The organism is Nocardioides sp. (assembly GCF_035576065.1).
GTDB lineage: Bacteria > Actinomycetota > Actinomycetes > Propionibacteriales > Nocardioidaceae > Nocardioides.
The window spans coordinates 61,505-72,589 of the sequence record NZ_DATLWX010000043.1; the positions used below are offsets into that span (position 1 = coordinate 61,505).

At 67.0% G+C, this 11,085-nt stretch carries 11 protein-coding genes; 7 read left to right on the top strand and 4 right to left on the bottom strand.

Annotated elements, in window-relative coordinates:
• Nucleotides 1-107 precede the first annotated feature (107 nt).
• Complete coding sequence (locus VNJ48_RS19415; RefSeq protein WP_325605184.1) at nt 108-1,031, top strand: phytanoyl-CoA dioxygenase family protein; 924 nt, start codon at nt 108-110, stop codon at nt 1,029-1,031.
• 210 nt (nt 1,032-1,241) lie between these two features.
• Here VNJ48_RS19415 and VNJ48_RS19420 read toward each other — a convergent pair whose 3' ends face one another.
• Nucleotides 1,242-1,385 carry a hypothetical protein gene (locus VNJ48_RS19420; RefSeq protein ID WP_325605186.1) on the bottom strand — a complete coding sequence of 48 codons (144 nt, stop codon included), beginning with the start codon at nt 1,383-1,385 and terminating at the stop codon, nt 1,242-1,244.
• Nucleotides 1,386-1,520: 135 nt separating this feature from the next.
• On the opposite strand from VNJ48_RS19420, the gene VNJ48_RS19425 reads away from it, so the two are divergent.
• On the top strand, nt 1,521-3,203 hold the full coding sequence (locus VNJ48_RS19425) for a CapA family protein (protein WP_325605188.1): 1,683 nt from the start codon (nt 1,521-1,523) through the stop codon (nt 3,201-3,203).
• Here VNJ48_RS19425 and VNJ48_RS19430 read toward each other — a convergent pair.
• Nucleotides 3,166-3,801 carry a hypothetical protein gene (locus VNJ48_RS19430; protein ID WP_325605190.1) on the bottom strand — a complete coding sequence of 212 codons (636 nt, stop codon included), beginning with the start codon at nt 3,799-3,801 and terminating at the stop codon, nt 3,166-3,168. The two genes, VNJ48_RS19425 and VNJ48_RS19430, sit on opposite strands and share 38 nt — an antisense overlap.
• Before the next feature lie 331 nt (nt 3,802-4,132).
• Between VNJ48_RS19430 and VNJ48_RS19435 the strand changes: the two genes are divergently transcribed.
• The gene (locus VNJ48_RS19435; RefSeq protein WP_325605192.1) at nt 4,133-4,519 is read left to right on the top strand and encodes a RidA family protein; all 387 of its coding nucleotides are present in this window, start codon (nt 4,133-4,135) and stop codon (nt 4,517-4,519) included.
• A gap of 18 nt (nt 4,520-4,537) precedes the next feature.
• On the opposite strand, the gene VNJ48_RS19440 is transcribed toward VNJ48_RS19435, so the two are convergent.
• The gene (locus VNJ48_RS19440; protein WP_325605194.1) at nt 4,538-4,915 is read right to left on the bottom strand and encodes a Rieske (2Fe-2S) protein; all 378 of its coding nucleotides are present in this window, start codon (nt 4,913-4,915) and stop codon (nt 4,538-4,540) included.
• A gap of 359 nt (nt 4,916-5,274) precedes the next feature.
• On the opposite strand from VNJ48_RS19440, the gene VNJ48_RS19445 reads away from it, so the two are divergent.
• The 4 genes from VNJ48_RS19445 to VNJ48_RS19460 all read left to right on the top strand — a co-directional run bounded on the left by VNJ48_RS19445 (nt 5,275) and on the right by VNJ48_RS19460 (nt 8,667).
• The gene (locus tag VNJ48_RS19445) at nt 5,275-5,868 is read left to right on the top strand and encodes a hypothetical protein (protein ID WP_325605196.1); all 594 of its coding nucleotides are present in this window, start codon (nt 5,275-5,277) and stop codon (nt 5,866-5,868) included.
• Nucleotides 5,869-5,972: 104 nt separating this feature from the next.
• On the top strand, nt 5,973-6,578 hold the full coding sequence (locus VNJ48_RS19450) for an HAD-IA family hydrolase (protein ID WP_325605197.1): 606 nt from the start codon (nt 5,973-5,975) through the stop codon (nt 6,576-6,578).
• A 73-nt stretch (nt 6,579-6,651) separates the two neighbouring features.
• The gene (locus VNJ48_RS19455) at nt 6,652-7,980 is read left to right on the top strand and encodes a calcium-binding protein (RefSeq protein ID WP_325605199.1); all 1,329 of its coding nucleotides are present in this window, start codon (nt 6,652-6,654) and stop codon (nt 7,978-7,980) included.
• A gap of 66 nt (nt 7,981-8,046) precedes the next feature.
• Nucleotides 8,047-8,667 (top strand): GNAT family N-acetyltransferase, encoded by a 621-nt coding sequence (locus VNJ48_RS19460; protein WP_325605201.1) that lies wholly within the window; start codon nt 8,047-8,049, stop codon nt 8,665-8,667.
• Between the two features lie 1,391 nt (nt 8,668-10,058).
• Here VNJ48_RS19460 and VNJ48_RS19465 read toward each other — a convergent pair.
• On the bottom strand, nt 10,059-11,084 hold the full coding sequence (locus VNJ48_RS19465; protein WP_325605203.1) for a hypothetical protein: 1,026 nt from the start codon (nt 11,082-11,084) through the stop codon (nt 10,059-10,061).
• Nucleotide 11,085: the final 1 nt, after the last annotated feature.

Sequence of the window (11,085 nt, forward strand, 5' to 3'; positions counted from 1 at the left end):
TTCAGGCGGCGCTGGGGAGAGTCACCCTCGCGAACGGTGACGTCCGATCTTCGGCATGTGCAGAAAACAAGGTGCTTCGTCGCCCATGGCCCGCAATAGTGACGCGCATGGACTTGGATGCGGCCAGGGAATCCTGGGTCGAAGACGGCTTCGTGATCCTGCCGGGGTATCTCCCAACCGATGACCTTGCCCCGGCCCTGGCCGAGCTTGAGGTCATGTTTCCCTCGGCGAAGGACTTCCACGCCGGCGTGGACCCAGACCGCAATGCGAGGTATGTCGGCGACGAGTTCAACGGCATCGACAGTTACCCGTTTGCGAGCCTCGCGCTCAATCGCATCCCGGTCTCCGACGCACTTGTCTCGCTCGCCGCAACACTGCTCGGCTCTCGCGACATCCGTCTCTACTCGGCCGAAGCCTGGGCGAAGTACGAGGGAGCCGCCGACTACGACCAAGACCTGCACCGCGACTACCTCAACCACACCATTCTTGCGCCTTCCAACGCCCCGGCGTTCCGCCAGGTCGAGGTCTTCGTCTTCCTGTCCGACGTGACCGTTGAACTGGGTGCGCCTCGGATGGTTCCGCGATCCAGCGTCACGGACGACCTGCCCGCGAAGCCCAACTTCTTCCCCCGTACTGACCCGGCCGACGATGACGAAGGATTCGTCGCATCTCCTGGCCGCCCAGACCTGTACGAGACGGAGATCCCGGCGACTGGACCGGCAGGGACCGTCGTTGCGTTCCAGCCCCAGACGGTGCATCGCGGCTCCGGCATCACTGAACCTCGCGGATCGCGGTTCACCATGCACCTCAACTACAGACCTACAGCAGCCGAGTGGGCCCACCGTCATGCCTGGGCTGACCGCAGCCACGATCCGCACTGGTACAGGTTCGTCGAACAGGCCACTCCTCGGCAGCTCGAGCTCTTCGGATTTCCTGCACCGGGCCATCCCTACTGGACCTCGGAGACCCTCACGGGAGTGGCCCAGCGGTATCCCTCCCTCGACATGACTCCTTGGGAACAGGCCCTCTAACTCCACGTTCGACTGATCCGCGGATGGGGAGGCCCGGAGGGCGACCGCGTAGCGGACACCACACAACCCGCCCAGCACTGCGTTGTCCTGCGGGTGGTCACCAGATCACCCCACACGCGGTCGCGCTACCGAACAGTCCGGGGGTCGAAGGACTGCCTTCACCCCGCAACTGTTCGGTAGCGCCGCCACATCGTCAGGCTTGCCCCGAAATCAGACCACACCGTGGCGCGGGCTGACCTCTTCGAAGCGCTCGAGCCGCCGCTGCGCGTCGTCCCCACCCGCGGCCAGCACGCCGGCGACCGGCGCCTCCATCAGCGTCGGGGCCGGGACCAGGCTGTCGTAGACCGATGGCATCCACTCGCACCGGTATCCCGACGTCGGCGACCGAGGAGATCGGCGAGCCAGCGGTCGGTGACCAGAACGATCTCGACATCCCAGGTTTCAGGAGACCCGTGTCAACCGTACGGCTCTGGGCGGTGTCTTTCAGTCATGCGGATCTGGCTGGGTGCAGCGACCTCGATGCTCGTGATCCTTGTCGGTTGCACCAGCGGGGCCAAGGCCGAGCCGACTCGCTCGGCGGCGTTGCCGCACTCGACGTCGAGGCTCAGCGAGAGCCCGCCGACCATTCCTGGCTCCGGGGAAGTGACGATCGCCTTCGCCGGAGACGTCCACTTCGAGCGCCACCTCGCGGACCTGCTTGAGCATCCCGACGACGCGCTCCAGGACATTGCCGGGGTCCTGGGAGCTGCCGATGTCACGATGGTCAACCTGGAGACCGCGATCACCGAGCGTGGTCGACCGGAGCCCAAGGAGTTCCAGTTCCGCACCGGCGCCGGGGCCCTCGATCTCCTCGACGCCGCCGGGGTGGACGTGGTCACCGTGGCCAACAACCACGGCGCCGACTACGGCCCGGTGGGTCTGCGCGACACGCTCGCGGCCAAGCGGGCAAGCCCGATCCCGATCGTCGGGGTCGGCCGCAACAGGCGATCGGCCTTCCAGCCGTTCCGCACGACGGTGAACGGCACCAGGCTCGCGTTCCTCGCCGCGGACACGTTCGCGCTGCAGTCCCACTCGTCGGTGTGGACTGCCGGGAAGAACTCACCTGGGCTGGCAGCCGCGCGCGGTCGAGATGCCACAGCGTTGCGCCGGGCTGTCGAGCGGGCGAGTGCCCGTGGCGAGACCGTCATCGTGTACCTCCACTGGGGCGAGGAGCTGGTGGCCTGCCCGACGCCTCGCCAGGTCGAGCTGTCCCAGCTGCTCGCGGAGGCCGGGGCAGACGTCGTGGTGGGCAGTCACAGTCACCTGTTGATGGGCTCCGGGTGGCTGGGTGATACCTACGTCAACTACGGGCTCGGGAACTTCGTCTGGTACCACGATGCCAGCCCGGAGACCGGGGTGCTCCGGCTCACGCTGCGCGACGGCGCCGTCGTCAGCGACCAGTTCCGGCCAGCTCGGATCCCGCCCGGAGGGGTCCCCCGACCGGTGCTCGGCCATGCTGGCGCGGATGCTGAACAAGCCTGGCGCAGCCTGCGCGGGTGCACCGCACTGAGTGAGCACCCGCCCGGACAGACGCCGACGCAACCGCCGGCGCTTGCGCCGTACGCCGTGTCCATCCAGCGTCTGGGTGCTGCGCGGACGGCCCGTCTCAGCGAGGCCAGCGTCGCCGGGTGCCCGGTCCCGGTCCGCGAGCTGCGCTCACTCCGGCTCTCCTACCTCGGATTCGATGGTCGCGAGCATCGTGGCGAGCTCATCGTCCACCGCCGCTACGCCCGCGACGTCGCGTCGGTCTTCAAGGAGTTGTACGACGCCCGCCGACCCCTGCACCGGATGCGTCCGGTCGAGGCGTACGACGGCGACAACGACCGTTCGCTCGCCGCGAACAACACCTCGGGATTCAACTGCAGACGCGTCAAGGGCACCGACCATTGGTCCGACCATGCCTACGGGGCGGCCGTGGACGTCAATCCCGTCCAGAACCCCTACGTGTTCCCTGACGAGACCCGCCCTCCCGGTGGCTCCGGGTTTGCAGCGCTCGACCGGAGTGCAGGAGCCGTCATGCCCGATGGCGCCATCGCCGAAGGGGATGCGGTGGTCAAGGCCTTCGCCCGGATCGGCTGGGCTTGGGGCGGGCGTTTCAGCGATCCCGATTTTCAGCATTTCTACGCGGACTGAGGCGTGACGTCTGACTCGGAAAAAGGACGGGCTCACGCGCCACGTCCTCGTGTGCCCAGACGCCGCAGAAGCACCAGGCGACGACACCGATCAGTTTCGCGAAGTCCTCCACCGCTGCCCGGTTGACGACGACATCGACCAGGACGGACACGGCCATCATGACCATCCCCGACACGAAGGCGATCTCGACCGGAGTCCAGCGGCGGGCCCGTGACCACATCACTGCCAGCCCGAGACCGGCCACGGCGTACAGGACGAGGAACGGAGTCTCCGGCAGGCCCATGGACGGCAGCACCTCCTCGTGCAGCATCAGGCTGTCGTCAAGGGCGCTGACGCCGCACAGTCCGCCCAGGAAGAGCAGCCGCGACCGTTGCTCGGTCGGTGCGTGCCGACCTGCGTCGACGGCTGCGACGGCGGCGACGACCCACCCCAGCGCCGTCAACCTGCTGATCACGCCGGTCCACCACGGGACCCCGACCACGGCGGTCGCATCACGGGTGAGATCCGAGACGTGCGTGACGTCGACCGACACGAGATCCGCGAAGAGGGCCGCGCCGATCACCAGGACGACGAGGGACGCTGCCACGAGAACCTGCACGCCTCTGCTCACCTAGCTCGGGCCTCCATGGTCAACCCCGTGATCATCTCGCGATGGGGTGGTAGCTGCGGTCATGCCGGCATCCCCCGGCACGGGGACGGTCAGGGTCAGGTGCCAACCCGCGACGGTACCCGGTTGGACTGATCGGTTGGCCACGGACGGGTGCCGGCCGGCCGCAGGGTGGGTGGCACGGAGTTGTCAGCACGGTTTGGGTAGCCGCGCTCGGAGAGCGGCGTCAGGACTCGCTGCGAACCTGACTGCGCTCGTCGGCCACGCGGATCGTCCAGCGGACATCTCGAGCTTCCTACTCGCATCCGGACAGGATGGCGCCATGACGAAGCGACAGTTGGTGAGCTCTGGGGCCCTGTGGGAGCCCGTGGTCGGCTATTCCCGGGCAGTGCGAGTAGGTCAGTGGGTATCGGTGGCCGGCACCACGGCAGCCGGTGACGGCGGCGCTGTGGGTGGTGATGACATCGGCGCCCAGGCGCGCGAGGCGCTGCGTCGCGTGGTGGCTGCGCTGGAGCAGGTCGGCGCTGGACCCGAGCACGTCGTCCGGACCCGCATGTTTGTGACCGACATCAGCCGTTGGGAGGAAGTCGGTCGGGCCCACGGGGAGGTCTTTGGCGAGATCCGTCCTGCCACGTCGATGGTGGAGGTGAGCAGGCTCATCGACCCGGCGCTGCTCGTCGAGATCGAGGCCGACGCGGTCGTCCCGTAGACGACACGGTCGGGCCGATCAAGTGAGGTAGAGCTTGCCGCGCCTGATCTTGAAGGACCGCTGCGGCAACGGCGCCTCGGCCGGACCAGCCACGGCCGAACCGTCGGAGATCGCGAACTTGCTGCCGTGGCAGGGACAGTTGATCCGACGAGCGACCACTGATGCGACCGTGCAACCCGCGTGGGTGCAGGTCGCCGAGAAGACCCGGAATCGGCCACGCCGCGGCTGAGTGACCACGACGCCGCGCCGTGTCACGACGACGCCACCTCCCACCGGGACATCCGCGACGGCGATGACCGCGCGACCGGCAGCCGACGCAGCATCGTCGATGACGAGGGGCCCGACAACCCCCACCGAGGCGGCACAGATCAGGTTGCGACGCGACACGTTGCTCATCGGGTCATGGTAGTGCGCGGAGCCGTCCCGGACGTTCCACTACCGGCAGACGATCGCGGTGCGTTGACCCCCTGGGACCGCCATCGTTCCCCTTGACCGGGGGAGCCCAGCCAAAGTCGGCCGCAGGCGAATCGATGCGGCACCGACGCCTGGCGTAGGGCTACGGGCCGTTTCGAGGTTGACGTGGACTCCCGCGTCCCGGCAGTCTTCGGCCCATGAAGTGAGTGAGGCATGGGACATGCGCGGCCCTACTAACCGGACTGCGCGCCCACAGGGAGTACGCGCTCGACCGCAGATGGCGGTCATGGGTCTTGTTGACCCGTCCATATGCAGCTCACCCTTGAAATGAGGCACTTCGCATGTCTACCAGCACGCCCGCACGCACGCCTGCCCTGCTCCTGATTGGCGCCATGGGAACAGGCAAGAGCGACACGTCTTACCACGTCTTCTCGCGGTTGTATCGAGCCGGCATCCCCACTGCCCGCCTCGACCTCGATGACATAGGGATGTGCCACCCGTCGCCCGAGGACGACCCCGACAACTTCGCCGTGAAGGCGGAGGCCATGGGCGCTGCATGGCGTGTGTTCCGGGACCACGGGGCCAGATGTCTGGTGGTCTCAGGGGGCATCGACAGCCCCGAAGTCATTGACCGCCACAAGGAGCAACTCCCGGACGCGGACTGGACCGTCGTGCGACTGCGCATCGGCACGCAAGAACGTCGTCGTCGCGTCCTCACTCGTGGCCTCCTCCTCGGCTACTCCGAAGAGGAGATGGAGCCGACGGTGGAGGCGGGAGACGCCGATGAGCGCACTGTGGAGAGCCTGAGCCTTCCCGGTCAAGTTGTCGATACGGACGGCCTGACATCGCAGCAAGTCACGGACCTTGTCCTTGCTCGTGCTCAGTGGCCGTCCGCAGCCGAAGCCGCTGAACTGACTCTGGACCGCCAGCCGTGACAACGCGAGGGACACCGGCGACGGACGACACGGAACGGTCCGCACCAGGCGCCCCCACCAGCGCCGGCTCCAAGCGTCCGGTCGCGACCTCCGCGATCAGGCACGTGCTGTTTGACGCCGACGGCGTGCTGCAAGTCATCCCCGGTGGTTGGTACGCCGCGATGGAGCCCTACCTCGGTAGCAGGGCGCGAGAGTTCCTCCACCAGACCTGGAAGGACGAGCTCCCTACGTTGGCTGGACAAGGTGACTACCTGCCGATGCTTGCGTCCACGCTTCTTGAGTATGGCGTGACCGCGCCGGTGGAGGTCGTCCATCGCGACGTATGGCATCGCATCGAGCGGATCGAGGAGTCGTTCACCATCGTTGAGGCTCTGCGTCGCAACGGCTACGGCGTTCATCTGGGCACCAACCAGGAGCAGCATCGAGGCAGCTACATGCGCACCGCGCTCGGCTACGACGACGTCTTTGACACCAGCTGCTACTCCTACGACCTCAGAATCGCCAAACCCGACCCCGCCTTCTTCACCGAGGCCGCTCGCCGGATGGGTGCCGCGCCGTCGACGATCCTGTTCGTCGACGACAGCGTCAGGAACGTCCAGGGCGCGCTGGTGGCAGGCCTCCAGGCCGTGGTCTGGGACATCGAACAGGGTCACGACGCCCTCGTCGAACTGCTCGCAGGCCATGGAGTCGACGCTCGACTGACGGCCTGAGCCCGGCGGTGATGGAACCCACGAGGCGCGCGCTTCGTCTCATACGACCGATGCCGACTTCGGGGGGAACCACGTGGGAAACACCATTGGACGACTCTGTCTGCTGCCAGTTCTTGCAGGTCTCGTCGCGGTCTCGGCCGCCCCGACGGCCCCGACGGCCCAGACGGCCCAGACTGCCCAGACGGCTCCGGGCGTCTTGAGCTGCGAGGGACGGGTCGCCACGATCGTGGCCGACCAGGATCCTGCGACTGAGCTGCACATCGTCAAGGGGACGCCCGGGGACGACGTCATCCTCGGCAGCGACGGGGACGATCTGATCGACGGTGGGACGGGCAACGACGTCATCTGTGGTCTCGGTGGCGCCGACGAAATCATTGGCGGCGAGGGAGACGACCGGTTGTTCGGGGGGACCGACGGTGAAAGGCACGTCGAGGGACACCGGTTCATCGTCGGCGACACGCTGATCCCAGACAACGGCAATGACCACCTCGATGCAGGTTGGGACGCAGAACAGAATTTGTACCGGGGCGGGGAGGAGCCCGACACGATCAACTATTCCAGCGCCACCACCGGCATCGACGCAGACCTGGCTGCCGGCGTTGTCACCGGGCAGGGCTTCGACACGGTCGTCGCCCTTCCGCGCCAGCAGATCATCGCGACTTCCCACGCCGACCGGATCACTGGTAGCGCGAGCAACGAGTCGATCTACGCAGGCGGCGGCGCGGACGTCGTCGACGGCGGTGCGGGCAACGACTCCATCTACCTGGACCGCCGAGGACCTGAATGGACCTACAGCGAAATTGCGACCGACACGGCGACCGACACGGCGACCGACACGGCGATCGGTGGCGACGGCCCCGACGGAGTCTTCACCGACGGCGGCGACGACACGATCAGCACCGGAGCCGGAAACGACGGGGTCAACGCCGTGAGGTCGGCCGGCGAGATGAGGATCGATACCGGCGCGGGCAACGACAGCGTGTACGCCCACAGTGGTGTGCGCATCAAGGGTGGCGCCGGCAGGGACAGCTTCACCTTCGACCGCAGGAGGCTCCGCGGCCAGGTGACGCTCAACGCCCGAGCCGGGACACTCGTCGATGAAGGGCACCTCGCGCTCAGGCTGTCCGGCTGGGAAGCCTATTGGTTCGACACCGTGAGAAGTCCATGGCGTTTCTACGGGAGTCGCCGTGATGAGAGGTTCGAGGCGTACGGCGCCACGCGGGTCATCGCCTTCGGGCGCGGTGGCGACGACGTGCTCCATGGCAGCGACGGCCCTGACCGTCTCGTCGGCGGGACAGGGACTGACCGGGCGTCCGCAGAGGACGGGCGTGATCTGTGCGTCGGCATCGAGGCAGCTCGCGGCTGCGAGATCGTGCGGCCTCATCCAGCTCTGACCAGCTGAGTCTCGGCCTGACGAGAACCGTGTGGTACCACTCACGACATGTCTGAACGCCCTGCCGAGAGCCCCTTGACCGGCACGACGCCGCCGATCGCCACCTTGGTGACCGCCCGGCTCATGCTGCGCGGCTATGAGCCGGGCGACGCGACTCGCGTCCTCGACATCCACCGTCGTCCGGAGGTCATTCGCTGGCTTGGGAATCCCCCGTATGTGCCCATGGCTGAGGTCGACGAAGCGCTGTGCTGGATCGACGACCGACGCCAGCGAGAGACACGCGACCCGCTCGACATCACCCGGGCCATCGTCGTCCGGGATTCAGGCATCGTCGCTGGGACTGTGTCCGTGGCAAGGGCCTACCGGCGCGACGGGGACTTCGTTGGCGAATACGAGGTCGGTTGGCACCTGCACCCCGACTCAGTCGGGTCCGGCTACGCAACAGAGGCTGCGCACGCCTTGCTCGACCACGCATTCAATGGGGGTCTGCCCGAGGTCTGGTGCGGCATGTTCCTCGACAACGAGCCCTCTCGCAGGGTTGCGGAACGGTTGGGACTTCAGTTCATCGGAGTAGGTCCTGACCCCTGGTACGAGGGTGACAGCCGGCTGTACAGACTCGAGCGTGGTCAATGGCTGGGGCGTCGCGGCCTTGAATCATCTCCGGCCGGTGATGCAGAGAGGGACGCGCGGAACTGACTCTGTGTGGGGCCGGCGCATGCATCAAACCGTTGGAGAACCACTACCGCCGCGTGATGAAGTATCCGACATGGCCGTATCAGCGAAGGAAGTCAGAGAGGAGAGTCGTCGTGGACCCGGCGGTCCTGGCTTCTTGCCGTTGCCGCCGCTCTTCCTGCCGCGTGAGGACCAGCCCAGGTCCGAATAGATCTTCCAGGCAGTCCGCTCAGCCATCGTCACGCGGAGCGTGACCGTGCGGGGATCGTCACGCGGAGCGTGACCGTGCGGGGATCGGCTACCTGGACCCACTCGAAACGCGGCTATGACCGGATGGCAGCAGCGCACGCCAAGCGGCTGTTGCTGCCTACGGCTCCCACACGTCGAGCGTGACGGCCGCGATGCTCCCTTCCTTGTTCAAGAAGAGGTCGACAGTGAACCAAGACAGGCAACTGTCGATGGACGACTCTGACGGCTGAACCGACACCCGCCGATGGCGTTCGAAGCCCTGTGGTGCAGGCACAGGTGGACTTGCGCAGTGCGGGTGGTCGCCGGCGGAGACGTGCAAAGCGCCTCCACGGGTTCGGAACGACATGGAGCGAGCCTCGTCAGCGTGACGCTGGATGAGTTCCAAGGCGCTGAAGGGTCCTGTGTAGGCGCGGAAGGAATTGGCGTTGAGCACCCATGCGGACGCTTGAGGGGCATCGGGCGCGTTGAGAGCAGTCCTGAGGTCACGGCTGAGTCCGAGTTGAACCTCCCCAGCGAATGGCAGCCTCCCAGCCGTCTCGGCTGACGGTTGGACGGCGAAGGCGACGAAGTCGCGCATCAGCCTCAGGTCCTCTGCCTTCACTGTGGACTGCGCGGGGGTGGTGCTGGTCTGCCCGGTCGGCTCGGCAGAAGGTGACGCTGAGGATATGCCCGTAGGCGATGGTGCCGACACGGACGGTGTCTGTTGGTCGCTCTCCTCGACATCGGCTGTCCGCGAGTTGCCGCTGCAAGCCGCCAGGAGCAGGAGACTCACACCAAGGACGGCCCTTGTGACCAGTCTCGACATGTATGGCCTCCATCCCCGTAGGGGTGTTGACTGAGCAACAGATAGCAGACGCCCGGTAGCGTGACTCGGTTGTCATCACAAGTACAGGTGGCTAGATCCAACCGACCGATCACCCGCTTCACAAGCATGTCTTGTGCGCTCGCCGCGCTCGCCGCGCTCTCCCGGTGAGCTGTCGGTGTCCGGTAAGGGATCCCTTACTGGGACGCTTACGGAGCTGAGTCGCTTTGGGACGACGACGGTCTGGTCGTCGGCCAATCAGCGTTCCGCGTACGGCCGACTACCGCCGCGTCCAGCCCAGACGCCCGGCGGCACGACCACGGCAGCTGGGGCTGGTGCCGGGGCTGGTAGCCAACGGCGCTGGCTACGCCCGGACGGTCCTCCGGACTCGGTCGTCAAGCAAGGCACAGGCGGCCACCGCGACCATCGCGTTCTCGCAGCGGCCGGGCGCTCGGACGAGGATGGTCTCGCGGTCCTCCCGCACGACCTCGCTGACCCCGGGTGCAAGTGCGACCACGTCGTCCAGGCTCATCGGGGCGTCGTCGTCGTAGTGGGCGCGGGTCTCGTCGCCGAACCACAGCATCCACCTGCCGGGCTCGTCCTCAACTTCCTCCGCCCCCAAGGCTTCGGCCGCCACCAGGTCGGCCACGCCCACCGGTGAGTCGCCCGAGTCCTTGGCCTCGCCTGACGCGGCGAACGGCACGACCTGTTCGGCGACGTCCACGAGGTGCTCACCACACGTGCACCCGTCGACCGCCGGAGAAGCAGGTTCCGGCGACTTCTGAGGGGTGGGGACTCCTGTCTCAGCCGGCGCTTGGGCGGCGATTTCCACGTCGAGGGGCCACGGCGAGGTGTCACCACTCTTGTACACGCCTTCGAGCGTTCTGGAAGCAAGGACGGCCACCAGTCCGAGAGGGTTCACGTCCGCGGTCTCAGGGGCAGTGATGACGGGCCTGTTCTGGTACACGTAGGCGCGGATGCGGTGGTGGCCGACGCTCCACTGACTTGGCGGCACACTGGCGACCATCACGTTGCCCAGGTGTCGACCCACGCCGTCGATGATCCAGATCGTTGACGGCGAGAACTCAATGGGACCACCGACGGTTGATACCCAGCTCGGCAGTGCGTCGAGGTCGCCCAGAGCCGCCATGGTGGGCCTCGGCAAACCCGAGGGGGTGGGCGTCCAGCCGTCCTGCCAGGCCAGCAGCGGTGAGAGCGCCCACCAGATCGGGTCCAGCGACTGAGGGGTCGGGTCGTACGCCAGCCCCGGGTCCGCGCCTTGCTCGCGGAGGGTGTTGGCGAGCCGTTCGCGGCTGGCGTCCATCTCGGACATGAACTGCTCGAAGTACGCCCGCGCCTGAGCGGTCGTCATCTCGTGATAGCTCTGCACC

What these genes read in the sequence shown, in the direction of transcription:
- VNJ48_RS19415 (WP_325605184.1), top strand. Translation starts at nt 108, where the DNA reads ATGGACTTGGATGCGGCCAGGGAATCCTGGGTCGAAGACGGCTTCGTG.
- VNJ48_RS19420 (WP_325605186.1), bottom strand. Translation starts at nt 1,385, where the DNA reads ATGCCATCGGTCTACGACAGCCTGGTCCCGGCCCCGACGCTGATGGAG.
- VNJ48_RS19425 (WP_325605188.1), top strand. Translation starts at nt 1,521, where the DNA reads ATGCGGATCTGGCTGGGTGCAGCGACCTCGATGCTCGTGATCCTTGTC.
- VNJ48_RS19435 (WP_325605192.1), top strand. Translation starts at nt 4,133, where the DNA reads ATGACGAAGCGACAGTTGGTGAGCTCTGGGGCCCTGTGGGAGCCCGTG.
- VNJ48_RS19440 (WP_325605194.1), bottom strand. Translation starts at nt 4,915, where the DNA reads ATGAGCAACGTGTCGCGTCGCAACCTGATCTGTGCCGCCTCGGTGGGG.
- VNJ48_RS19445 (WP_325605196.1), top strand. Translation starts at nt 5,275, where the DNA reads ATGTCTACCAGCACGCCCGCACGCACGCCTGCCCTGCTCCTGATTGGC.